The following is a 24,343-nucleotide window of genomic DNA, read 5'->3' as shown; positions in this document are numbered from 1 at the left end:
GAATAAGCCCTTCCCACTGGGAAGGCAGAAAGGAGTTCCATGAAGCGATCCAAATATCACTCTTTTGAGGAGCTGCCCCTGATGCTGACCGTGCAGGATGTGGCTGATGTGCTGGGCATCGGGCTGGCCCACGCCTACGAGGTGGCCCACCGGCAGGATTTCCCCACCATCACCCTGGGCAGCCGGATCATCGTCCCCCGTGATAAGTTCATGGCGTGGATCGATGAGCAGGCGGCTAAAAAGACTGAAATATTTTAGTGGCTATTTCAAAGATTCTGTGGTATTTGTTTGTGTTGCCAAAGGAGGGATGAACAATGGCAAAGAAACGAGCAAACGGCGAGGGCAGCATCCGCAGAAAGCCCAACGGCCGCTGGGAGGGCAGATACACTCAGGGCATCGATCCCAACACCGGCCGCGCCATTCAGAAAAGCGTGTCCGCCAGGACACAGGCCGAGTGCAAGGAAAAGCTGGCGAAAGCCATCCGGGACAACCGGGGCATCCCGGTGAACCACAACGAGGACTACACGGTAGCGGAGTGGTGCCGGCTGTGGTTTGAAACCTACAGCAAGCCGGTGATCCGGCCCAATACCGCAAAGACCTATGAGAACATGATCGAAAACCACATCGTACCGGCTATCGGAGGAGTAAAACTCAAACGGCTCACCGCCATCCAGATCCAGAAGATGTACAACGATTCCAAGACAAAAGGGCGGGTGCAGCGGTTCGAGAAAAAGACCGACACGGCCCTGTCTGGAAGCACAGTGCGGCGCATCCATATGGTGCTCTCCTCGGCGCTCAAGCAGGCGGTCAAGGAGCGAATCATTCCCTACAATCTCTGCGACAACTGCCGCATCCCGCCCAAGGAGAAAAAGGAGATGACCATCATCCCGCCGGAGAAACTGGGGGTATATCTCAGCGAGGCGGAGAAGTACGGTGTCCTGCCCATGTTCTACCTGGAACTGTCCAGCGGCCTGCGGCGGGGGGAATTGCTGGCGCTCCGGTGGGACGACCTGAATGTGAAAGATCGTATCCTCTCAGTGAGCAAGCAGGTTACCCGCATCGGCGGGGAGCTGGTGGTGACAGAGCCAAAAACCAAGAACTCCGTCCGCAAGGTGGCACTGTCCCAGCAGGCGGTGGCCTTGCTGGTGCGGGAGCATGAACAGCACCCCGACAATCCCATCCTGTTCCCGTCGCCCCGCACCGGCGGCTACTGGAGTCCGGACGCGGTGTCCAGGATCAACCGGAAACTGCTGGCGAAGGCGGGCATTGAGGAGCATGTTCGCTTCCACGATCTGCGTCACACCTTCGCCACCATGGCCCTCTCCAGCGGCGTGGATGTGAAGACGCTGTCCAGCATGCTTGGCCACTACAGCGCCGGATTTACCCTCGACACCTATACACACATCACCAATGATATGCAAAGAGGTGCAGCGGAGAAAATCGGCGGCTTCATGGAAACGGCCACGGCCAAGCCAGAACCGGAGCCTCCCGAACCTCCGGAGGAGAGCCGGTGCAAGGTGATACCGTTCGAGAGGGTGGGATAAGAAACAAGCATAGCGCCAAAGGAGGTATTACCATTCCTTGGCGCTATGCTTTGTTTTAGGGTTGAATATTCCAAAGTGTTTCTGCTATCTCATGTAGCCACTTAGCTCTGGCATCAATTTTTTCCTCTGTCCATTCGTCTTCCAATAAAACGGCATTTAAGGTAACCAGTCCCTTGGCGCAGGCTTCAAGCCCTGGCTTATTTGCACCTTTTCCAGACTTTTTTGTAGTCCAATCACTATCTCGTATTGACGCATTTAGCGCTTGAGGAATGATCGCAAGATTTCCTAATGTCAGTAGCTTTGAATCTCTTTGCTTTGCAATTTCATCTGAGGCGCAGGCGGACCAGTTGTTTCTCCATTTCTTTGGCATGAGATGTTCCAAGCTATACCCATCAAAACCAAGAAGCAAAGTTGCACTATTTGCAGGGCGGATATAGCTTTCGATGAGGTAAAGAATACCTCTGGTTTGCAGGTTGGTCAGCTTAGATTTTTGGAACCCGTCCAATAACTCCTCATTAGTAGGAATATATGTTGTTGCGTCATTTCCGCTGTGGAGCTTGGCTACCAAAGAGGCGGAATCCAAAACCTCATTACGAATCAGAGAAGTGAACAGGTTGTTATAGTTTTTTGTTAGTGAATGAACGACCATTCTGCGCATGATGTAGCTTTCCAGAATGCCATACATGGCATTTCGTTCATCCTCACTATACACATTCTTGGCAATATACAGTGTGTAGGGAATGAGCGTAGATGTCTTTAACCCAAAGATTATTATATTTAAACGCTCAATACCAAATGTGCCCGGAACACTTACCCCACAGGTGTCTGGATTAAATATGGTTCTAAAACAGAGGGCATAATCCTTCATTTGGCTAAGTATAACGCTTTTGTCTCCACCGCAATAATGGTCGATAAAATGTTGATAGGATTGTGCCAAACTATCAACTCTGGCATACATGATCTTATCGTCATTGCTGATATTGTATCGCTTGTCCTGAATAAAAATCTGGAAAAAAGAGTCAAAAAAGATGTCAATGATGGCACGCTTCATTCGACCAGTTTCAATCTCTGTATCCCAATAGGATTTTGCATCGTCATCTTTTTCAAAAACAGAGGCCCATTTTGCCTCATATTCGCTAATGGTATCTCTGCTGAAAAAGTAGTTTTTCAGCAGCTCCGAGGTTGTTAAATTAACGCCAAGAGAATTGATTGTGTTAAAAATTTGCTGTTCGTCTTCGTCTGCATTCAAATCAATTCGCACGAATTGGGCATTCATCATGACCATCATAATGTTGAGCTTATTCTCATCAATATGGTCAACAAAGTAATTATACGCTTCAATAATTCTGGACTGAGGCGCAGGGTTGTCTATTTTATCTGCGGATGTAGAAGCCATAACTCTTTCGAAAGCTTCAATATCATTTCTCCCGTGGCGCAAAGCAATTGACTGCCCCATAATTCTAAACTGGCAATCAAAAGTCGTAGATTGGCCGAGTTTCAAACACAGAACTTTCATAAAAAGAAGAAAGGTTGTCAGTCGTTGCTGCCCATCTACAATCGTTCTGCAGTCAGTAAAATTTTCGCCAGGATGTGGTCTGCGGCCTTCCTTCAGAATGATAGATCCAAAGAAGTGAGGCTTATTTGTCTTGACGATATACTCCATATCTTCAATCATCCGTGCCCAAAGATCCGCTTTCCAAACATAGGATCGCTGGAAGAAGGGTACTTCTATAAGCGTAGAGTTATTGAAAATATTTGTGATAATTGCTTTATGTGCATCCATAGCGAAACTCCTTGCAAAACAATCCTAATAGTCTATGCGAAAGACAATGCTGTACAGACTATCGGCATAATGTGACAATCTTGCCTTTATGCTATCATGTAACTAATATGAAAGCAATATGATGATCGATTGTTATACGCCTCAAAAGTACGATATTTAGCCGTTAGGGATGGGTTAGGGATTTGGCTGTTCCAGTCGCTCGTACCCCAACCACTTTTTCGTCTCAAAACCACCACGAAACAGCAATCGTCCAAACCGCAAAAAGTGAACTAAAAACGAAGAAAAACCGCCTATTTAGACGGTTTTTCTAAGAAAGGTGGTCCGAGTGACAGGATTCGAACCTGCGGCATCCTGCTCCCAAAGCAGGCGCGCTACCAACTGCGCTACACCCGGATATGAAGTTGTGGGGTGGCCTGGGCGTATTCTCCCAAAGCACGCGCGCTACCAACTGCGCTACACCCGGCAATATCATCTTTTCGCCTTTAAGGCGCTCAAATATTATACAATATTTAAAATTTCATGTCAACGAAACAAAATGTCCGTCCGCCGCGCTGGCAAGTTTTGCAGCGGCCTGTTTCCTGATAATTTGCAGGAGCCTCGGAAAAACTATTCTAGACCAAATTCTAAAACAGGAAGTGGGGCATTTTCATGAAACTGACTCCCAAGGACTATCAGGGTATGGCCGACAAGGCCGCCCCGTCCACCAAAAGTTATATTACCATCCCCAGCGCCTTCGTGATCGGCGGCGCCATCTGTATGCTGGGGCAGGCGATCCAGACCCTTTACATCACCATGGGTCTCGAGCGGGACATCGCTTCCTCCTCCACCTCGGTTACGCTCATCCTGCTCTCCGCCCTGCTCACCGGGCTGCAGGTCTATGATAAGATTGCCCGCTACGGCGGGGCCGGCACCCTGGTGCCGATCACCGGCTTTGCCAACGCCATGGTCTCCCCGGCGCTCGAATTCAAGAGCGAGGGCCTCGTGCTGGGGTTGGGCGTCAAGCTGTTCACCATCGCGGGACCGGTGATCGTCTATGGCACCGCGGCCGGGTTCGTATATGGATTAATCATCTTTTTCTTTAGGCTTTACTGAGCGGGAGGGGAAAACTATGCCTACTAAAATCGGGAAATACACCACCCGCCTGGACACCAGCCCGAGCCTGGTCTCCTTTGCATCGGTGGTTTCAAAAAAAGAAGGGGAGGGGCCTCTGGCGCCCTACTTTGACATGATCTGCGACGACACCTCGTTCGGCGAGCAGACCTGGGAGAAGGCCGAAAGCCGCATGCAGAAGGACGCCGTCTCCAAGGCGCTGCAAAAGGCCAACCTCTCTTCCTCCAACATCGACTACATCTTTGCCGGGGATCTGCTCAACCAGTGTATCAGCTCCTCCTACGGGCTGCGCGACCTCGGCGTCCCCTTCTTCGGACTATACGGGGCCTGTTCCACCATGGCCGAGAGCCTGTCGCTGGCGTCCCTCTTTGTCGAGGCGTCGCTTTGTAACACCGCCGTCGCGGTGACCTCTTCCCACTTCTGCTCGGCCGAGCGGCAGTTCCGCTTCCCGCTGGAATACGGCGGCTCGCGCGCGCCCACCTCCCAATGGACGGTGACCGGCTCGGGCGCGGCTGTGGTGGGCAAACAAGTCTCGCCGCCCTATGTCAAGCATGTCTGCGTGGGCACCATCGAGGACATGGGGATCAAGGACATCAACAATATGGGCGCCGCGATGGCGCCCGCTGCCGCCGCCACCCTCTCCCGCTTCTTCGAGGACACCGTCACCGGGCCGGACAACTACGACCTTGTGCTCACCGGGGATCTCGGGCAGGTCGGCTCCCAGCTCTTGGACGAGCTGTTGGAGCGCGAGGGATATACCCTGGGCAAGAAGCATAACGACTGTGGGCTGATGATCTACGACCGCGAGACCCAGGACGTGGCCGCCGGCGGCTCGGGCTGCGGATGCAGCGCCTCGGTGCTCTGCTCGTATATCTGCCAGGCGATCCAGGCCGGACGGCTGCGGGACGTACTCTTCGTCGCCACCGGAGCGCTGATGAGCACCACCAGCGTGCAGCAGGGGGAGTCCATCCCCGGGATTGCCCATCTGGTCCACCTCTCATCCACACCGCACAAAGGAGGAAAATAACCGTGGAAATCTTTCTGGAATATCTCAAGACCTTCTTGGTGGGCGGCGCCATCTGCGCCGTGGGGCAGGTGCTGATCGACTACACCAAGCTGACCCCGGCGCGGATCCTGGTGATCTTTGTGGTCGCAGGGGTGGTGCTCGGCGGGCTGGGGCTCTACCAGCCGCTGATCGACTTCGCGGGGGCGGGGGCTACCGTGCCGCTGACCGGCTTCGGCGCGCTGATCGCCAAAGGGACCATGGCCGCGGTGCGCACCGACGGGCTGATCGGCGCCATCTCGGGCGGGATCTGCGCGGCGGGCGCCGGGATCGGCGCCGCCATCATCTTCGGGCTGATCGTGGCGCTGATCTTTAAACCCGGCGACAAGATGTAAATGCGCTTGCACGGCAACCCGTACAAGCGCAAACAAAAAGCAGTCCCACTTCCACTCTCATGGATGGGGCTGCTGTTTTGACGAAAGTATTCTGCCGCTTTAGCCGACGGCATTCAGCTTGCGGGCGAGGCTGGACTTTCTTCTGGACGCGGTATTTGCATGAAGAACGCCTTTCGCGCAGGCCTGATCGATCGTTTTGATCGCGACGCGCACGACCTCCTGCTTGTCGGCAGCATTGTTTTCAACCGCAGCGTTCGCCTTCTTGATCGCGGTCTTGAGGTCGCTCTTTACCGCCTTGTTCGCCATCGTTTTCGTAGCGATAACCTTGACTCTCTTCTTCGCAGATTTCACGTTTGCCATTGTGCCACCTCCTTGCCTACATGACAGTACAAGTTATAATAGCATTTTTTATGGGAAATTGCAAGTGTTTTTTCATCTGTACAACAAATTCTCCGAAAGGAAGCACAGCCATGAATTTTCGCAGCGACCTCGCACTGGAGGAAACCGAGTCCCTCGGCCGTGACAACCTGCCGCAGGGGGTGAAGGTTGACGCGCTCCAATACGATAGTATAACCGTCAACATCGTCGATATTACCAGCGAGCAGGGGTCTAAGGCCCTCGGCAAGCCGGTGGGGCGGTACCTCACCGTCGAGCTTCCGCCCTTCTACTCCTCCAACCAGTCCACTGAAAAGGAGATCGAGGCCCTTGCCCGGGAAATCCAGAAGCTGGTCCCGGAGCAGGGGACGGTGCTGGTGGTGGGGCTGGGAAACATCCACATCACCCCGGACGCGCTCGGCCCGCGCACCTGCGACCTCTGCCTCGCCACCCGCCACATTTCGGGAGAGCTCGCCAAGTCCGCGGGGCTTGGAAACCTGCGTCCGGTCGCGGCGCTGGCCCCCGGCGTGCTGGGCCAGACCGGGATCGAGTCGGGGGAGATCATCCGCTCGATCGTTAAGGACCTGCGCCCCTGCGCGGTGATCGCGGTGGACGCCCTGGCCGCGCGCAGCCTGGAGCGCCTGGGGTGCACCATCCAGGTTTCCAACTCGGGAATTTCCCCCGGCTCGGGGGTGATGAACCGCCGCTTCGAGCTCTCCAAGGCGACCCTCGGGGTAGAGGTCGTCTCGATCGGCGTGCCCACCGTGGTGGACGCCGCCACCATGGTCTATGAGCTGGCGGGGCAGGAGCCCTCCCTGGCGCAGCAGGACAAGGCGCGCATGATGATGGTCACCCCCCGCGAGGTCGACCTGCTCATCGAGCGGGCGGCCAAGGTGCTGTCCCTGGCCATCAACCATGCGTTGCAGCCCCACATCTCGGTGGAGGACATCGGATACCTGGTCAGCTGACTGTTTCAAACATATCTCTTTTATGAAAACCTTCATGTATACTCCCGCCCGGGCGTGAATATACATGGATTGGTGCTCAACTAAAAAGATAAAGGTATGTTTGAAATTGAGAAGATATCGTAACCCCAAAAAGTTCATTCTGCTCTTTTTCACCATCGCGGTGGCTGCGCTCAGCTTTCCCCTGATCAAATCCGGACTGTATCATTCCATGCCGTTTATACAGTCGGTAGGGGAGCGTCTGGCGCTTTTTTCCGCGTTTTCGGATATGCCGGCCCAGAGCCTGGATCTGCTCGAGCAGCGCTTCAACTCGGAAATTTTTTACGGCGATGAGGAGATTGACGCGCCCGAGCCCAACCCAAACCCGGTTCCCTCCCCGCAGCCCAAGCCGCAGGAGGAGTCCTCCTCCGTCCCGGAACAGGGCGGGGAGGCCTCGAGCTCGGGGCCCGGCGAGGAGTGGGAGGCAGACGAAGGGGACGAGGAGACCCAAAGCAAGGAAGCCCCGCCCGAGATCCCGGCCCAGTACCGGGGCGACATGATCGAGGAGGATTTGTCCGGCTACGACTCGTCGAGCTATTATCATCTCGAACCGGGATACCTGCGCAACTACACCAAGCTGGATTTTGACGACATCGAAGAAATCCTCGAGGACGCCCCGGCCTTGGGGCTGGGCGGCAACGGCGAGCCCCAGGTGCTGATCATGCACACCCACGCCACCGAAGCCTTTGAGCGGTATGACAATATCTTCTACGACACGCGGAATACCTGGCGCAGCACCGACAATAATATGAACATGGTGGCGGTGGGGGAGGAGCTGGCAAAAACCCTGCGTGAAAACGGGGTCAACGTCCTGCACGACAGCACCCAGCACGACTACCCCTCCTACAACGGCTCCTATGAGCGCAGCGCCGAGACGGTCAAAGGGTACCTCGAGGAATATCCCTCGATCAAGATCGTGCTGGACGTCCACCGGGACGCCATCGACCGAAACGGCACCCTGGTGCGGCCCATCACCACCATCGACGGAAAAAAGGCCGCCCAGCTGATGATCATCGCGGGCAGCGACGACGGCACCATGAACATGCCCAACTGGCGGGACAATCTGCGCTTTGCCGCAGCCATCCAGCGCCAGGCGGAGGGCGACTTCGAGCATCTCATGCGGCCGATCTTCTTCTGCTACCGCAAATATAACCAGGACCTGACCCGGGGCTCGCTGCTGCTGGAATTCGGCTCGCACGGAAACACCCTGGAGGAGTGCCTCTACACCGCTCGTCTGGCCGGACAGTCGATCGCACAGGCGATCAAGGACCTGGAGGAATAGCCGAAAGGACGTAAAACCACAATATGAAGTTTAACGTACGGTCGTTTTTTATTGGATTTCTACTTTCTGTAATTTTCACCATCCTGATGCTGGGCCTGGCGTTCGTCAATTACCATGCCTACCAGACCGGGACGCCGGACTATGCGCCCATCGTTTCGTTGGAAGAAGCGCAGAGCGTCTATACAATCAGTATTGTTGGCAAGGAAATATACTTCGATCAGGGGCTGGTGCAGGATATGGAACCTACTTTGCAGAAGCTGTCCGTCTTCCTGCCGACGGATTTGCGGATGCTTGCCGCCGGATACCGCAGTCTGGGAGAGGCGGTAAGGGAATATCTGCCGCACTTATGGTGGAAATCGTGAGCGCCGCCAGGTACGGATCGTTTTGCGCGACTATTTTTGAAAACATTGCGGGCCTGTTGCCTGCAATGTTTTTTTTGTGGTATAATTTCTACAGTAGAATTAATTTTGACTTCATTTTAATAGACCGGAGGTACCCCGACCTATGCAGGACCACGCTCATATTCGCAACTTCTGCATCATCGCACACATCGACCACGGCAAGTCCACCCTGGCCGACCGCATCCTCGAGCTCACCCAGGCGGTCAGCGCCCGGGAGGCCCAGGACCAGCTGCTGGACAATATGGACCTCGAGCGCGAGCGCGGCATCACCATCAAGGCGCGGGCGGTCAGCCTGCGCTACCATGCCGACAACGGGGAGGACTACCTCTTCAACCTGATCGACACCCCCGGACACGTGGACTTCAACTACGAGGTTTCCCGGTCCCTTGCCGCCTGCGAGGGGGCGGTGCTGGTGGTGGATGCCTCACAGGGCATCGAGGCGCAGACGCTGGCCAACACCTATCTGGCGGTGGACCACGATTTGGAGATCGTCCCGGTGGTCAACAAGATCGACCTGCCCAGCGCCGACCCCGAACGCGTCTGCCACGAGATCGAGGACATCATCGGCATCCCGGCGATGGACGCGCCGCAGATTTCGGCCAAGACCGGGGTGAACATCCGCGCGGTGCTCGAACAGGTGGTGGCGCTGGTGCCCCCGCCGAAAGGGGAACGCGACAAGCCGCTGTGCGCCCTGATCTTCGACAGCTATTACGACTCCTATAAGGGGGTCATCGTCTATATCCGGGTGATGGACGGGGCGCTGCGCGCGGGGGAGCGGATCAAAATGATGGCGACCGGCGCCGAATTCGACGTGGTGGAGGTCGGCTTCATGGGCGCGACCTCGCTTCAGCCGCAGGACGAACTCTGCGCGGGGGAGGTCGGGTATCTGACCGCGAGCATCAAGACGGTGGCCGACACCCGGGTGGGCGACACGGTCACCCTCGCCCGGGACCCGGCCGCCCAGCCGCTGCCGGGCTACCGCAAGGTAAACCCCATGGTCTACTCGGGGATCTACCCGGTGGACGGGGCCCGCTACCCGGATTTACGGGACGCGCTCGAGAAGCTGCAGCTCAACGACGCTTCCCTCTCCTTTGAGCCCGAGACCTCGGCCGCGCTGGGCTTCGGCTTCCGCTGCGGCTTTCTGGGCCTGCTGCACATGGAAATCATCCAAGAAAGGATCGAGCGGGAGTTTTCCCTGGAGATCATCACCACCGCGCCGAGCGTGGTCTATCAGCTCACCCTCACCGGCGGGGAGGAGCTGCAGATCGACAACCCGACCAATTACCCCGATCCCGCCACCATTGAGAGCGCCCGGGAGCCGTTCGTCAAGTCGAGCATCCTCACGCCCACCCAGTATATCGGCACCATCATGGAGCTCTGCCAGGAGCGGCGGGGGGAATACAAGGATACCAAGTATCTCGACGATACCCGGGCCGAGCTGCACTACGAGCTGCCGCTCAACGAGATCATCTATGATTTCTTCGACGCGCTCAAGAGCCGCACCAAGGGCTATGCCTCCTTCGACTATGAGCTGTGCGGATACCGGGATTCCAAGCTGTGCAAGCTGGATATCCTGTTAAATAGCGAGGTCGTGGACGCTTTTTCGCTGATCGTCCATGCGGACAGGGCCTATCCGCGCGCGCGCCGGATGGCCGAAAAACTCAAGGAGACCATCCCGCGCCAGCTCTTCGAGATTCCCATCCAGGCCGCGGTGGGGGGTAAGGTGATCGCCCGCGAGACGGTCAAGGCCCTGCGCAAGGACGTGCTGGCCAAGTGTTACGGGGGAGACATCACCCGCAAAAAGAAGCTGCTCGAAAAGCAGAAGGAAGGAAAAAAGCGGATGCGCCAGTTCGGCTCGGTCGAAGTGCCGCAGGAGGCTTTCATGGCAGTCCTCAAACTGGACTGATGGCAGGGGACGGCCGCGCTGCAGAAGCATGGTACTATCACACAGGGAAAGAATTGCGGGCTGTAGGATCTACAGCCCGCAAGCTGAATCAGGACAGGGCCGGGCGCAAAGTGTTTTGCTCAAATAGTATAAATATTTAATTATAATACAAATAGTAAACAGCATGTTGGGAGGTGCCGTTATGCCGAAACCGGAAGGCCTTTATATCCATGTGCCCTTCTGCCGCAAGAAATGCGGATACTGTGACTTTTATTCCGTACCCGGGACGCAGGAGGACTACGACCGCTATACCGACCAGGTCTGCCAAATGCTTTTGGATTGCCCCTTTGGCAGCCGTGTCTTTGACACGGTGTATTTCGGCGGCGGCACGCCCTCGCTGCTGGGCGCGCGCAACATCGACCGGATCCTCCAGGCCGCCGCCTCCCGCCACACCCTGACCGGGAGGGAGATCACCCTGGAGGCCAATCCCAACACGGTGGACGGAGCGTTCTTTGGGGATATCCACCGCAGCGGCGTCAACCGGGTTTCGATGGGGCTGCAGGCGGCGCAGCCGCTGCTGCTGCACACCCTGGGGCGTTCCCACACGCCCGGGGACGTAACAAGGGCGGTCGAGCTGGCGCGGGGGGCGGGGATCGAAAACATCTCGCTCGACGTCATGCTCTCACTGCCCGGACAGACGCTGGAGGACATCCTGCAAACCCTGCAGTTTTGCATCGAGCTGGAGGTGCCGCACATCTCTGCCTACCTGCTCAAGATCGAGGAGGGGACGCCCTTTGACTGCCAGGACGTGCGCGGCCTCTGCCCAGACGAGGATCTGCAATCCGAGCATTACTACCGCATGGTTTGTTTTCTCGAGCACCACGGCCTGCTGCAATATGAAATTTCAAACTTCTCTAGGCCCGGCTTCGAGAGCCAGCACAATCTGGGCTACTGGAAGCTGGTGCCCTACCTTGGGCTGGGCCCGGCGGCGCACTCCTTCCTGGACGGGAAGCGGTTCCATTTCGAGCGCGACCTGCCTGCCTTCCTGGCGGCAAAGGACCCCTGGTCGCTGAGGCAGGACGACGGGCCGGGCGGGGATTTCACCGAGTTTGCCATGCTGCGCCTGCGGCTGCGCGAGGGGCTCAACCTCGACGAGGCGCAGGCCTATTACGGGGTGGACAAGGAGCAATTTCTCTTTCGGGCCCAACGGTTCATCCCGCTGGGACTGGTCCAGCAAAGCGGCTCAAGCCTGCGCCTGACCCCGCGCGGCTTCCTGCTCTCCAATCCGCTCATTGCCCGGCTGCTGGGCGACTGACCGTCCTTTTCAAAGAATAGTCCCATAAAGCGACACAGCAGAAGAAGCCACCAGCCTTTGATTTCCAAAAAATGTAATAACTTTGATAAAAACGAATTCCTCCCTCAGCCTCCTTCACCGCAAAGGCCGATGTTTGCGCAGGATCGGCAGGGGAGACCATCGCTTTCCATCGTACTTTGGTTTGTTTTGATGCCGTGGAAGTCAATCATCCATTTTTATAGCCGGCCATTCGTTTTGGAAAGCCTTGCGCACGGGGCGGGGGCGGGGTATAATAGAGGTATCGATTTTTGTCGCCAAAGGAGGAGATTTCCCCCGTGTCCAAGATAAATGTCTGTTTTTCTTACCCCTTTGTCAAGCCAAAGGAGCCGGCCAACCTTGTCATCTTCTGCGAGGGGAACGCCGCTGTCCCCGAGCGGGAGCTGCCGCGCTACCTCAAGCAGGCGATGGATTATGCGAAGGCTTACCAGGTTTATCTGGTGCCGGGGCGGTTTGTGCTCAAGGGCCGGCTCTGTATGACCCTGCTCTCTCCGGCGGGGAAGCCGGTGGCGCTGCAGAAGGCCTGTCACCTCAACCTCCTCCATCACGCCTCCCTCGAGCCGGGCAGCGCGATCGAAGTGTTCGATACCGAGCTGGGGGCCATCTGCCTCATCGCGGACGTGGACATTTACCACCCCGAGGTGCTGCGCTCGGCGGCCATGCTCGGGGCCGAGACGGCGATCGTATCCCAATATTTTGACCTATACGATGTGAATGTGACCCGGATCATGAGCGGCTGCTGGGACATGGCGCAGCAAAACCAGATGTATGTCCTCGGCGCCCACAACGCGGGCTGCTGTGTCTGCGCGCCCTGCGCGCTCACCGAGGACGAGAGCGGCTTCCTCTTAAAGCCGCAGGCCGAGTTCCCCGCCCTGGCGACGGTTTATCCCCACAAGCTGCAGAAGCTGAGGGAGCAGCAAAACCTGCTCTCGATGATCAACCCGGATTTCTGCGCCGCCAGCGCGTCCCTGCTCGACCGCTGAGCCCATCTTGAAAAGGAGATACGCGCATGCTGTCACTCAAGACCATTGCGGCATCCTACACGCTGTCGGCCAAGCTCGACCCGGAAAAATGCGAAAAGCTGATCGAAGCCCTCGGAATCCGCCGCAGCACCATCCTGGACTACGTCTATCCCAACAACATCAAGCTCTCCGCCGCCCATCTGCGGCTGACGCCATATAAGGACATCAAATCCTTCATCGAGGACTGCTGCCGGTTGATCGACATGGCCATCCAGTCCGGCTCCCAGCTTTTGCTGCTGCCCCACCTGCTGGGCCTGGTGCCGCTGAGCGTGGACAAGCCCTCGATGTCGCTGGCAACCTCCCTCATCGAGGACCTCTGCAAGGGGCAGACGCCGCCCGCTAACCTGCGCGCGCGGTTCGGGTCGGTCATGGACAAGCTCTCCGACTTTTTATTCGATTGCTACTACAACATTTTCCTGCTGCTCGCCCACAAATATAACATCTATATCGCCGCGGGGAGCACCTACGTCGCCACCTCGCAGGGAATTTTTTGCCGCTCCTATCTCTTTAGCCCGGACAGTGATGAGGCCTTTTTTCAGGATAAGATTACCCTCAGCCCGACCGAACGGGCCCTTGGCATCCAGCCGGGAAACGAACTGAAAATTTTCGATTCCAAAATCGGCAAGCTCGCCATCCTGGCCGACACCGACGGCTCGTTCTACGAGTGCTACAAGGCAGCCAAGGCCCTCGGCGCGCAGCTGGTGCTCACCCCGGCGCTGAGCAGCGAACAGTTTTCCCACAATCCGCGCTACAACGCTTCGCTGATGAATGCGCAGCATTATAACCTCTATACGGTGCGCTCCTCCTTCTATTCCACCGGCGAAACATTGCCCGCCTTCCGGGGGGCCAGCGGGATCTATGCGCCGCTTCTGATGACCCGGGATCTCAACGGGGTGGTGGTGCACAACCACGAGAGCGATGAAACCGGTGGGGTTCTCTCCTCCCGGATCGATCCGCCGCGGCTACTGGATAATATGGACGTCTATTCCCACCACCGCAACCCGCTCTTCTACGAACGGATGATGAAGGAGACCTATCCCGGCTTCTTTAAGGGCACTCTGCCCTCGCCCACGGTGGTGCCCTCCTATGTGCCGCAGGAGAAGCCGGAAGAGGCAGGGGCCGCGCCGCAGGAGACTGCAAACGAGCCCGAGGCTTCCGAGGAAAACGCCGCTCAGGTTTAAATTGAAGGCAGACAAAAGGGGTTCCCGGCCAATGAAAGGCCGGGAACCCCTTTTCCTGTCGCTTTTTATTCCAGGGTCAATAGCGCTTCAAAGCAGCAGAGCGTTTCCTTCTCTCCCCGCAGATACCAGCTTCCCTCAGGAGTTTTGCCGCGCAACAGGGAAATACGCTCGCCCTCGCGCACCTCGTTTTGGTAATGGAGGTAAAGCTCCTTCGCTTCCCGCTCCAGCTCCCCAAAGGGAAGGGCATCGCAGATTACATCCGCATAGCCGGCATTGTTCATATGCCGGTTGATGTCCAGATCGGAATAGCGAACCTCCCGCACGCCGGCAGGCTCCAGCCCCTCGGGGGGGAGGGGGCGGTACCGCGTCAGGGTGGTCGGTTCGAGGTCCTCGGTCATCGGCAGCACGCCGGTGAATTCCTTCGGACGCAGAATCCTCCTGCTCTGCGGGTCGACCAGCAGCCAGGTGGTATCCGCAACCGCAAGGCGTTCGCCAGCTTCCGAAAATATCTCGTTGGTACGGATAAACTGCGCCTTGATGGGCAGCTTGGGCGTGGTGAGCAGCCGCAGCCGCTCCCGACAGCGGGGGAGACGTTCGATCTTCAGGCAAAGTTTGGCCAGAAGAAATACCTGTCCCAGCTCGGCCAGCCGCTCATAGGGGAGGCCCAGCTCGTCGAGATGCTCTCCGCTGATTTCCTGCATATGCCGCAGAAGGTAGGAGAGCTTGATCCGGTTTAATATGTCGCATTCATAGCTCTGTACCTGGATGTTCTTTTCATATTGCTTGTTGTCATTGATCAGGGGCATGTTCTTATCCTTTTCTCCGTTTGTTCCATGTGAAACAGTCAGTAGGAAATCTTCTGTCCGCTCAGCCGCTCGGCGATGTCGCACAGATCCTGCTGGCTGAGGAAGTCCAGCTCGATCGAACCGTGCTCGCCCGCCGTATGGCGGATGGTCACCTTACGCCCGAGCTCCTGGCGCAGCGCAAGCTCCAGTTCCCGGTAGAAGCTCTCCTCGCCAAAGGCAGGCTCCTTCTTTTTTGGGGAGGTCTTCTGCCTTTTGCACTTCTTTGCCAGCTGCTCGAGCTCCCGCACGGTGATCCGGTCGGCCAGCACCTTTTGTACGTTTTCCTCGATCAATCCGCTGTCTTCCAGCGCCAGCAGGGCGCGGGCATGGCCCGCCGAAACCTGTCCCCGCCGCACCAGGTCGAGCACCGGGTCAGGGAGGTTTAAAAGCCGCAGGGCGTTGGCCACCGCCGGCCGGGACTTGCCGACCGAGCTGGCCACCTTCTCCTGGGTCATCCCGTAGCTCTCCATCAGCTGCCGGTAGCCCAAGGCCTCCTCGATCGGATTGAGGTCCTCGCGCTGGAGATTTTCGATGAGCGCCAGCTCCATCGCTTCAAGGTCGGTCATTTCCCGGACGACCACCGGCACCTCGGAGAGCCCGGCCATCCGCGAGGCACGCCAGCGGCGCTCCCCGGCGATCAGCTGATAGCGCCCGCTGGGGAGAGGGCGCACCAGCAACGGCTGGAGCACCCCATGTTCCCGGATGGAATCGGCCAGCTCGGCCAGCGACTCCTCGTCGAACTGCTTGCGGGGCTGGTCGCGGTTGGGTTCAATCTCGTTGATGGGCAGCGCCGCGGCGCTGCTGCCCGTGCTGTTATCCGCAAAGAGGGCGTCCAGGCCCTTGCCCAGCCCCCCCAGTCTTGCCTTCGCGATGACGTCCGCCTCCTATCACATATGATACATGCCGATGATTTCCTGCGCAAGCTCGTTATAGGCCTGGGCCCCCTTGGATACCCGGTCGAAATAGATGATCGGCTGGCCAAAGCTCGGCGCCTCGGAAAGGCGCACATTTCGGGGGATCACCGTCTTAAACACCTTGTTGGGAAAATATTTTTTGACCTCCGCCACCACCTGCAAGGTCAGATTGAGGCGGGAATCGTACATGGTGAGCAGCACCCCCAAAATCTCGATCGTGGGGTTATACAGCCGTTTGACCTGACGCACCGTGGTGATAAGCTGGGACAGCCCCTCAAGCGCATAATATTCGCACTGGATCGGTACCAGCAGGTAATCGCTGGCTGCCAGGGCGTTGAGGGTGATCAGCCCGAGGGAAGGGGGGCAGTCGATCAGCACAAAATCATAATTCAGCTTCAAAGGGGTCAGCAGCTTCTTGAGGCGCATGGTCCGGTCCTCGAGCTCGATGAGCTCGATCTCCGCCCCCGCCAGCTCGATGCTCGCGGGCAGGATATCCACATTCTTGAACTTGGTGTGGACCAGCGCCTTGGCCGCCGGCTGGGTGCCGATGATCAAATCATAGGTGGAGGCCTCGCAGGTCCGCTTGTTAATCCCAAATCCGCTGGTAGAATTCCCCTGCGGATCCATATCCACCATCAGAACGCGCTTCCCGGCAAAGCCGAGCGCCGCCGCTAGATTGACCGCGGTGGTCGTCTTTCCAACGCCGCCCTTCTGGTTGGCGATCGCAATAACCTTTCCCAACGCTTCTCCTCCTACGCCTTTACTCACACACAAGGAATTATAACATAAAACCGACGGTTTTCATAGCTGTTTCACATGAAACTAGGGCAAAAACCATCAAAAAACGGGCCAAAGGTCAAAAAACCTCGGACCCGCTTATCAAAATACCAAAAGGGCCGCGGCAAAACGGCCCTTTCGGTAATCAGCCAGGGAATGTGAGTTATGCTAAAACCGGTTCGGTTATAGCCAAGTTTCAGGCCGAGGTACGGCTGCGCTGGGCATGCTTTTTGGGGATGCGCACCGTCAGGTTGATATACTCGTCATCCTCGCTCTGCTGGGTTACAGCGGGAATCCCGGCGAGCTTCATCGTCTCGACCGCCTTGTTGATGGTGTTCAGAAAAATCCGCACATCCTTGAGGATAAAGATGCGGGTGGGCTTGGGGCCGTGGCTTTCGAGTAGGGAAGCGATATACCGCTCGGTCTGGGCCACGTTGAGCTGGCGCTGGGCAATTACTGCAATCACCTCGAGCTGCCGCCGCTCCCCGGAAATCTGGAGCAGGCAGCGCGCGTGCCGCTCGGTGAGGCCGTTTTCCTGAATTTTGCGCCGCACCAGCGGCGCAAAGCGCAGAAGCCGCAGCTTGTTGGCCACGGTGGACTGCGCCATCCCAAGCCGCTCGGCCAGCTGCGCCTGGGAGAGCCCATGCTCCTGCAGCAGGGAGGCCATCGCCTCGGCCTGCTCAAAAAAGTTGAGGTCGGCCCGTTGGAGGTTTTCGATCAGCGCCAGCGTCTTGCTGGCGTAGTCGTCCATCTCCTCCACAATGGCCGGGATCACGCTGTAGCCCAGCTTGCGGAAAGCGCGAAGCCGCCGTTCGCCGGCGATCAGCTGATATTCTCCCGGCGCCCGCTCCCGCACGCTGATCGGCTGGAGCAGGCCGTTTTGCGCGATGCTTTGGGCCAACTCGAGCAGCGCCTGCTCGCCAAACACCCGGCGGGGCTGGTCGGGGTTGGGAACGATGTGCTCCACTGGAAGAAGCACCACATTGTTGACCACCCTGCCGTCCGGAATCTGTTGCATCCGCCCGCCTCCAATCTGCCGGTTATAAGATATCATTCTCTTACAACAAAAAATCCTATTGCTTGTCCACAATAGGATTGTAACAGATTATTCCATTTATTTCCATTCTTTTTGATCGCAAAATTCTGCTTGTTGCGCTGCAATCTGTTTTTTCACAGCGGCTTTTTTGCAATTTTGGCGGCGGGCCGGGGATATTTTGCCGAAGTCTGCGATATTTTCTTGATCAGTATGATGTTTCGCTCGCTCCCGTCCGGCAGGGTGAAGTGCTCGATCCCCTCCAGCTTGCCGCCCAGCAGGCGGATCGCGTTTCCCGCCGCCCCGGCCTCCTCTTCTGCACCCTTGGACTTTAAAGCGGCGAATATGCCGCCCACTCTGACGAAGGGGAGGCAGTATTCGCAGAGGTTGCTGAGATTCGCTACCGCCCGCGCTGTGGCCAGGTCGAAGCGTTCACGCAGCTCAGGGTTCTGGCCGCCCTCCTCCGCCCGCGCATGGATACAGTCCGCCTGGAGTCCCAAGCGCTCGCAGAGCTGGTTTAAAAAGGTGATCCGCTTGCCCAAGCTGTCCAGCAAAGTGAGGGAAATGTCCTCCCGCGCCAGGCGCACCGGTACCCCGGGAAACCCCGCGCCGGTGCCGACGTCGATCAGGCTGCCGCCCTTAGGAAGGTTCGCCGCCTTTAAAAGCAGCAGGCTGTCCAGGAAATGCTTGCAGGCGATCTCCTGCGGCTCGGTGATGGCCGTAAGGTTGACCTTCTCATTGTACTCCACCAAAAACTCGGCGTACCGGTCCAGCCTGTCAATCGCGCCCTGCGGCAGCTCGATCCCATATTCCCGGCACCAGCCGAGCAGAAGTTCATTCGGAATCATCGCGGGATTCCCCCTTCCTACGTTTGCTCTCCAGATAGATAATTAAAATAGAGACGTCCGCCGGGCTGACCCCGGAAATACGGCTCGCCTGTCCCAGGCTGCGCGGCCGGATCTTTTGCAGCTTTTCGGCGGCCTCCAGCCGCAGGCCGGAAACCTCGCTGTAGTCGATCCCCTCGGGCAGCAGCCTGCTTTCCAACCGCCGGGCCTGCTCCACCTGGGCGAGCTGCTTTTTGATATACCCCTCGTATTTGATCTCGACCTCCACCTGCTCGATCACCGCGTCCGGCAGGGAAGGGGCTTCACCATCAAAGGGGAGAATATCCCGGTAGCTGATCTGCGGACGGCGCAGCAAGGCCGACATGGTGGTGCCGGTGGAAATCGGGGCTGTTTCATGTGAAACAAGCATCTCATTGAGGCGATCATCCGGCGCCAGTACCCGCCTTTTCAGGCGTTCCAGCTCCTGGTCGCGCGCGGCCACCTTCTCCAAAAACTCCCCGTAGCGCTCCGCACTGATCAGCCCAACCGCATGCCCGAGCGGGGTGAGCCGGATGTCCGCATTGTCCTGCCGCAGCAGCAGCCGGTACTCCGAGCGGGAGGTCATCATCCGGTAGGGGTCCTGGCAGCCCTTGGTCACCAGGTCGTCGATCAAGGTGCCGATATAGGAGGAGGCGCGTTCCAGCACGAGCGCTTCCTTTCCCTGCACCTGGCGCGCCGCATTGATCCCGGCGATCAGGCCCTGAGCGGCCGCCTCCTCGTAGCCCGAGGTGCCGTTAAACTGCCCCGCGCCGTAGAGCCCCCGCACCGGAAGAAACTCCAGGGTGGGCCGCAGCTGCAGCGGGTCCACGCAGTCGTACTCGATCGCGTAAGCGTCCCGCATAATTTCAACCTGTTCCAGCCCTTCAATGGTCCGATAGAGCGCGACCTGCACCTCCTCGGGCAGGGAAGAGGAGAGCCCCTGCAGGTACATCTCCTCGGTATCCTCGCCCATCGGCTCGACAAAGAACTGGTGGCGGGGCTTGTCTGAAAAACGGACCACCTTGTCCTCGATGCTCGGGCAGTACCGCGGCCCGATCCCCTCAATCTTTCCACCGTAGAGCGGAGAACGGTGGAGATTTTCTCGGATCACTTCGTGGGTTCTCCCGTTGGTGTACCCGATGTGGCAGAGCACCTTGTTGTGCAGCTCTCCCTTGGTGGTGAAGGAGAAGGGGACCACCGGTTCGTCGCCCGGCTGCTCCTGAAGCTGTGTAAAATCGATGCTCCTGCGATGCACCCGCGCGGGGGTCCCGGTCTTGAAGCGACGCAGCCGCAGCCCCAACCTTTCGAGCGAGGCGCTCAGGGTATTGCAGGGATGCATCCCGTCCGGGCCGCTGGCGGCGGTATACTCCCCCACAAAGATTTTTCCCCGCAGGTAGGTCCCCGAACAGACGATGGCCGCCTTCACCCGGTAGACGGCTCCCATCGCAGTCACCACTTCCTGCACCCGCCCATCTTCGGCACGGATATCCACAATCTCGGCCTGGCGCAGGTCCAAGCCCGGCTGGGATTCGACCGCCTGCTTCATATAGGCGTGATAGGCCCGCCGGTCGGACTGGACCCGCAGGCTGTGCACCGCCGGCCCCTTTCCGCGGTTGAGCATCCGGCTCTGCAAAAAGGTGGCGTCCGCCGCCTTTCCCATCTCGCCGCCCAACGCATCGATCTCCCGCACCAGATGGCCCTTGGCCGTCCCGCCGATTGAGGGATTACAGGGCATGTTGGCGATCGCGTCCAGCGACATGGTGAAGAGCACGGTGCTGGCGCCCAGCCGCGCGGCGGCAAGCGCGGCCTCCACCCCCGCGTGGCCCGCGCCGATCACCGCAACATCATAATTTCCCGCCTGATATTCCAAAACGATTCCTCCGTTTTACTTTCCCACACAGAATTTGGAGAACACCTCGTCCACCACCGCCTCGCTCGCCCGCTGGCCGGTGAGCACCAGCAGCTCGTCCAGCGCACAGTCCAGGCAGACGTTGATGGCATCGAAGGTCATCCCGTTTTCCAGCGCTTCCAGCGCCTCGGCCAGCTGGTCGTGCGCCGCCTGCGCGCAGAGAAGCTGCCGCTCGCTGATCAGGAGATCCTGTCCCGGTGTGAGCTGATCGAGCTCCATCACCCGCAGCACCGCCTCCTCGAGCTGCTGTACCCCATCCCCGCTCTGGGCGGACATCGCCACCGTCTCCCGCACATAGGGAAAAACTTCCTGCGGCGCAATGTTCTGCCCGGCGTCGGTCTTGTTGATGACCGCGATGGCCGGTTTTCCGGACAATTCTTCCAGTATTTTCCTATCTTCATCCTGTAGCCGGTCAGTGCTGTCCAGCACCACCAGGACCAGCTGGGCCGTTCTTGCCGTGCTGCGCGCGAGATCCACCCCCGCGGCCTCCACCGGGTCGTCGGTCTCCCGGATTCCGGCGGTGTCGGCCAGCTCGAGCAGGATGTCCCCGAGCATCACCCGGCTCTCCACCACATCCCGGGTGGTGCCGGGAATGGCGGTCACGATGCTCTTCTGCCGCCCGGAAAGGAGGTTCATCAAAGTGGACTTCCCTACATTCGGCTTGCCGACAATGGCGGTGACGATCCCGTCCCGGAAAAGCCGGCCTCTTTTATAGCCTTCCAAAAGGCCATGCAGCTCCTGTTGCTCCTGCCGCATCTGGGCGGCCAACCGCTCTCCAAAGACGGCGTCCTGCTCCTCGTCGGGATAGTCGATCCAGGCCGCAAGCGAAGCGCTCAGATGGACAAGATTCTGTGCGATCCGCTCAATCCTTTGCTGAAGCGCACCGTCGCGCGCCGCCAGCGCCGCCGCGGCCGACTGGCTCCCCTGTGCGGCGATCAATCCGGCAACCGCCTCCGCCTGGGTAAGGGAGAGCTTGCCGTTTAAAAAGGCACGCTTGGTAAACTCCCCCGGACCCGCGGGAGAAGCCCCCAGCTGAAAACAGCGGCTGAGGGTCCGTCTGAGCAGATAGGCACCGCCATGGCAGCAGACCTCGGCCACGTCCTCGCCGGTATAGCTCTTGGGCGCGCGGTAGACGAAAACCACCGCCTCGTCAAACTCCCCGTCCTGGTCGTAAACCCGGCCATACAGCCCGCTGTAACCCGGCAGGGAGGCGGGGGAGCGCTTCGGATCGGCCGGGCGGACGAGCCTCTGTGCAATATCCAGTGCGTGTGGGCCGGACAGGCGCACCATCCCGATCCCGGCGGGGGAGAGGGGGGTCGAAATCGCCGCAATGGTAGTCTGTGAATCCATGGTACACCTCCAATAAGAAAACGGAAGCTTCTCTTACAAGAAACTTCCGTTGCCAAAACTTGTTCCCTGCAGGGAAACTGATTATTCTGGTAAATCGATCTGGGAGTAGAGGGGCATCTGCGGCTCCTCCTCCACGGCCGGGGCCTGTACCTGCGGCTTCTCGGTCTTCGGTGCGGGCGGGGGATTGAGCCTTGCCAGCTCCTCTGCCGTGATCTGATCGTCGATCCGCGCTCCCGGTATCACCGGCTGCGCATTCCCTTGGCGCCCCTCGCGTTCCTGCCGCTCGCGTGGCTCCCGGTTTTCCCGCGGGCCGCGGGAGCGGCTGCGCTCCCCGCCGCGGCGGCTGCCGCCGGCAGAACGGCCCTCCTTCGGCGCATCGGTGCGCTTACGGGGGTTCTTCGAGGAGATGACCACCCGGCGGTTGGGCTCTTCGCCGATCGACGAGGAGGTAGCGCCCTCCACCTTGGAAACCGCCGCATGGATGATCCTGCGCTCATAGGGGTTCATCGGCTCGAGCTTGGTGGAGCGTCCGGTCTTGACCGCATTCCTGGCAAGCTTGGTGGCCAGACGCTCCAGCGTCTCGGCGCGCTTTTTCCGGTAATCACCCGAATCGATCGAGATGCGCATATAGTCGCCGCCCATCCGGTTGGCAACCAGGGAGGTCAAATACTGGACCGCATCCAGCGTCTCGCCGCGGCGGCCGATGATTACGCCCAAGCCGTCCCCTTCGAGGCGGATTTCAATGCTTTCCCTGGTCTGACGGGGGGTCACCACCGCGTTCTTCACGCCCATCTGCTCAAGGATTTCACCCACATACTGGGCGGCGACCTTCGCCTTTTCGCTGAGCTCCAGCTCCTCGAGGGGCTCCTCGGCCGCGGCAGGCTCCGCTTTGGGCGTGGGAGCCTCTTTTTGCTGCACGGGAGCCGCCTTCTTCGGCGGACGGGGCTGCGACTCCTTTTTCTCCCGCTTGGGCGCTTCCTTTTGGGGTGCCGGTTTCGGGCTCTCCTTCACCGGCTTTGCCGGCTCCTCGGCCTCGAGGCGGTAGACGCGCACCTTGGCAGGTATGTTGCGCAGGCCGAGAAATCCCTTTTTCGGCATCTGCAAAATTTCAAAGCTGGTCTCGTCACTGGTGGCGCCCATCTCTTCATAGGCGCGCTCGAGCGCTTCGTCCACCGTTTTGGCCGTCATAATGATCTCGTTTTGCACCGCTTTTCCACCTCTTTCTATTTCAGGTCCTCATCCGTGACTTCCACGTATTCCTCGCCGTACCGTTCGGCGTCGCGGCGCCTGGCCTCGGCCAGCTTGCGGCGGTTGATCTCCTTTTGAGAAAGGGCCTCTTCAACTTCCTTCTCCTCGACCTTGCCTTCCTTGAGCTTTTTCTTGGCCTCGATCTTCTGCTGACGGGCTTCCTCCCGCTTTCTCTCCGCCTCAGCGGCGGCCGCTTCGGCCATCTCCTTGGGGTTATAGAACTTGTTGAGCAGCACGGTCTGCACAAAGGAGAAGAGGTTGGTCAAAATCCAGTACATACCCACGCCCGCCGGAACCTGGAATGCGATGAACAGAGACATCAGCGGCATGGCCCACATCATGGCGTTGGTCATCCCGCTGCCCGCGGCGTTCTCGCCCATGGTGGCCTTGCTCTGCCGGATGGAGGCCATCGAAAGCATCACCGAGGTGACGCCCGACAGGATCGGGATAAGGATGAGCAGGTTTAACGTAAAGGTCGGCACCTGCGACAGGTCGATCCCGAGGAACACAAAGTTGAAGTCCTGGATCTTGCTGACAAAATCCGAACCCATCGAGGAGAAGGCGCCGGGGTTCTGCTGCACCGCGTTGATGACGCTGATTTCCGAGCTGTAGGGGTTGACCGTCAGCCCGAGGTTGTTAACGATATCGGTCGCCTGGGTGATCATCTCGCCCGAAAAGCGCATGATGTGCTTAAGGGGATGATAGATGACGTCGATCAAACCGAAGAGGATGGGGAACTGGATGAGCATGGGGAGGCACCCGGACATCGGGTTGAAGCCCTCTTCCTCATACAGCTTCATCATCTCTTCGTTCATTTTCTCTTTATTGTTTTTGTACTTGTTCTGGATCTCTTCCATCCGCGGACGGAAGGCGGCCTGCTTGGCCATCGATTTTTGCTGCTTGATCATCAGCGGGACCATGGCCAGCTTGGTGATCAAGGTGAAGAGGATCAGCGCAAGCCCGTAGATCGGCACGACCTTGTAGAGCAGCCACATGATCCAACCGAGCGGGTAGCCGAATATCGCATTGATAAAACTCATGTTGACCTCCGTCTTTGCCCGCCGCCCG

General features: G+C 58.4%; 23 protein-coding genes and 1 tRNA gene. 12 read left to right on the top strand and 12 right to left on the bottom strand.

The features are described from left to right. Window positions 1-39: 39 nt before the first annotated feature. Entirely contained in the window at window positions 40-258 is a 219-nt protein-coding gene (locus EDD78_RS01020; RefSeq protein WP_132083529.1) for a helix-turn-helix domain-containing protein, read from the top strand. A gap of 56 nt (window positions 259-314) precedes the next feature. Next, window positions 315-1,544 carry a tyrosine-type recombinase/integrase gene (locus EDD78_RS01015; protein WP_132083527.1) on the top strand — a complete coding sequence of 410 codons (1,230 nt, stop codon included), beginning with the start codon at window positions 315-317 and terminating at the stop codon, window positions 1,542-1,544. 55 nt (window positions 1,545-1,599) lie between these two features. On the opposite strand, the gene EDD78_RS01010 is transcribed toward EDD78_RS01015, so the two are convergent. Then, complete coding sequence (locus tag EDD78_RS01010) at window positions 1,600-3,327, bottom strand: DUF262 domain-containing protein (protein ID WP_132083525.1); 1,728 nt, start codon at window positions 3,325-3,327, stop codon at window positions 1,600-1,602. Between the two features lie 317 nt (window positions 3,328-3,644). Beyond that, window positions 3,645-3,720, bottom strand: a tRNA-Pro gene (locus EDD78_RS01005). A 255-nt stretch (window positions 3,721-3,975) separates the two neighbouring features. Here EDD78_RS01005 and spoVAC point away from each other — a divergent pair. From spoVAC to spoVAE, 3 genes are read left to right on the top strand one after another with little or no spacing between them, the layout of a single operon-like run. Beyond that, window positions 3,976-4,419 (top strand): stage V sporulation protein AC, encoded by a 444-nt coding sequence (spoVAC, locus tag EDD78_RS01000; RefSeq protein ID WP_079700319.1) that lies wholly within the window; start codon window positions 3,976-3,978, stop codon window positions 4,417-4,419. A gap of 16 nt (window positions 4,420-4,435) precedes the next feature. Next, window positions 4,436-5,464, top strand: coding sequence for a stage V sporulation protein AD (gene spoVAD / locus EDD78_RS00995; protein ID WP_132083523.1), 1,029 nt, complete (start codon window positions 4,436-4,438; stop codon window positions 5,462-5,464). A gap of 14 nt (window positions 5,465-5,478) precedes the next feature. Then, a complete protein-coding gene (gene spoVAE, locus EDD78_RS00990; protein ID WP_079700512.1) occupies window positions 5,479-5,835 on the top strand; it encodes a stage V sporulation protein AE in 357 nt (118 codons plus the stop codon). Window positions 5,836-5,934: 99 nt separating this feature from the next. Here spoVAE and rpsT read toward each other — a convergent pair whose 3' ends face one another. Beyond that, window positions 5,935-6,195 (bottom strand): 30S ribosomal protein S20, encoded by a 261-nt coding sequence (gene rpsT, locus EDD78_RS00985; RefSeq protein WP_079700317.1) that lies wholly within the window; start codon window positions 6,193-6,195, stop codon window positions 5,935-5,937. 110 nt (window positions 6,196-6,305) lie between these two features. Between rpsT and gpr the strand changes: the two genes are divergently transcribed. The 7 genes from gpr to EDD78_RS00950 all read left to right on the top strand — a co-directional run bounded on the left by gpr (window position 6,306) and on the right by EDD78_RS00950 (window position 14,336). Further along, window positions 6,306-7,178, top strand: a complete 873-nt coding sequence (gene gpr, locus EDD78_RS00980; RefSeq protein WP_132083521.1) for a GPR endopeptidase — start codon at window positions 6,306-6,308, stop codon at window positions 7,176-7,178. A 106-nt stretch (window positions 7,179-7,284) separates the two neighbouring features. Continuing rightward, complete coding sequence (spoIIP, locus tag EDD78_RS00975) at window positions 7,285-8,496, top strand: stage II sporulation protein P (RefSeq protein ID WP_165873053.1); 1,212 nt, start codon at window positions 7,285-7,287, stop codon at window positions 8,494-8,496. A gap of 23 nt (window positions 8,497-8,519) precedes the next feature. Then, the gene (locus tag EDD78_RS00970; protein ID WP_079700314.1) at window positions 8,520-8,858 is read left to right on the top strand and encodes a hypothetical protein; all 339 of its coding nucleotides are present in this window, start codon (window positions 8,520-8,522) and stop codon (window positions 8,856-8,858) included. A gap of 142 nt (window positions 8,859-9,000) precedes the next feature. Continuing rightward, entirely contained in the window at window positions 9,001-10,803 is a 1,803-nt protein-coding gene (gene lepA / locus EDD78_RS00965; RefSeq protein WP_079700313.1) for a translation elongation factor 4, read from the top strand. A 181-nt stretch (window positions 10,804-10,984) separates the two neighbouring features. Then, window positions 10,985-12,097, top strand: coding sequence for a radical SAM family heme chaperone HemW (gene hemW, locus EDD78_RS00960; RefSeq protein ID WP_117507670.1), 1,113 nt, complete (start codon window positions 10,985-10,987; stop codon window positions 12,095-12,097). Between the two features lie 314 nt (window positions 12,098-12,411). Beyond that, window positions 12,412-13,116 carry a carbon-nitrogen hydrolase family protein gene (locus EDD78_RS00955; protein ID WP_132083515.1) on the top strand — a complete coding sequence of 235 codons (705 nt, stop codon included), beginning with the start codon at window positions 12,412-12,414 and terminating at the stop codon, window positions 13,114-13,116. Window positions 13,117-13,142: 26 nt separating this feature from the next. Next, window positions 13,143-14,336: a nitrilase-related carbon-nitrogen hydrolase gene (locus EDD78_RS00950; RefSeq protein ID WP_132083513.1), complete on the top strand. Its 1,194-nt coding sequence runs from the start codon at window positions 13,143-13,145 to the stop codon at window positions 14,334-14,336. A gap of 65 nt (window positions 14,337-14,401) precedes the next feature. On the opposite strand, the gene EDD78_RS00945 is transcribed toward EDD78_RS00950, so the two are convergent. The 9 genes from EDD78_RS00945 to EDD78_RS00905 form a co-directional block, all read right to left on the bottom strand. Next, window positions 14,402-15,142, bottom strand: a complete 741-nt coding sequence (locus tag EDD78_RS00945; protein WP_132083511.1) for an acyl-[acyl-carrier-protein] thioesterase — start codon at window positions 15,140-15,142, stop codon at window positions 14,402-14,404. A gap of 38 nt (window positions 15,143-15,180) precedes the next feature. Further along, window positions 15,181-16,017, bottom strand: a complete 837-nt coding sequence (locus tag EDD78_RS00940) for a ParB/RepB/Spo0J family partition protein (RefSeq protein WP_423241254.1) — start codon at window positions 16,015-16,017, stop codon at window positions 15,181-15,183. A 51-nt stretch (window positions 16,018-16,068) separates the two neighbouring features. Further along, the gene (locus tag EDD78_RS00935; protein ID WP_079700307.1) at window positions 16,069-16,836 is read right to left on the bottom strand and encodes a ParA family protein; all 768 of its coding nucleotides are present in this window, start codon (window positions 16,834-16,836) and stop codon (window positions 16,069-16,071) included. Between the two features lie 232 nt (window positions 16,837-17,068). Beyond that, window positions 17,069-17,890, bottom strand: coding sequence for a ParB/RepB/Spo0J family partition protein (locus tag EDD78_RS00930; RefSeq protein WP_079700306.1), 822 nt, complete (start codon window positions 17,888-17,890; stop codon window positions 17,069-17,071). A gap of 152 nt (window positions 17,891-18,042) precedes the next feature. Then, the gene (gene rsmG, locus EDD78_RS00925; protein WP_132083509.1) at window positions 18,043-18,753 is read right to left on the bottom strand and encodes a 16S rRNA (guanine(527)-N(7))-methyltransferase RsmG; all 711 of its coding nucleotides are present in this window, start codon (window positions 18,751-18,753) and stop codon (window positions 18,043-18,045) included. Next, window positions 18,740-20,638 carry a tRNA uridine-5-carboxymethylaminomethyl(34) synthesis enzyme MnmG gene (mnmG, locus tag EDD78_RS00920; protein WP_132083507.1) on the bottom strand — a complete coding sequence of 633 codons (1,899 nt, stop codon included), beginning with the start codon at window positions 20,636-20,638 and terminating at the stop codon, window positions 18,740-18,742. Before mnmG ends, rsmG begins: the two co-directional genes overlap by 14 nt. A 15-nt stretch (window positions 20,639-20,653) precedes the next feature. Further along, a complete protein-coding gene (mnmE, locus tag EDD78_RS00915; protein ID WP_132083505.1) occupies window positions 20,654-22,027 on the bottom strand; it encodes a tRNA uridine-5-carboxymethylaminomethyl(34) synthesis GTPase MnmE in 1,374 nt (457 codons plus the stop codon). Between the two features lie 81 nt (window positions 22,028-22,108). Then, a complete protein-coding gene (gene jag / locus EDD78_RS00910) occupies window positions 22,109-23,233 on the bottom strand; it encodes an RNA-binding cell elongation regulator Jag/EloR (RefSeq protein WP_132083503.1) in 1,125 nt (374 codons plus the stop codon). A 17-nt stretch (window positions 23,234-23,250) separates the two neighbouring features. Continuing rightward, window positions 23,251-24,315 (bottom strand): YidC/Oxa1 family membrane protein insertase, encoded by a 1,065-nt coding sequence (locus EDD78_RS00905; RefSeq protein ID WP_159449073.1) that lies wholly within the window; start codon window positions 24,313-24,315, stop codon window positions 23,251-23,253. Window positions 24,316-24,343: the final 28 nt, after the last annotated feature.

Origin of the sequence: Harryflintia acetispora, assembly GCA_004340125.1 — a bacterium.
Lineage (GTDB): Bacteria > Bacillota > Clostridia > Oscillospirales > Ruminococcaceae > Harryflintia > Harryflintia acetispora.
This window is presented reverse-complemented; position numbering and strand designations above follow the sequence as displayed.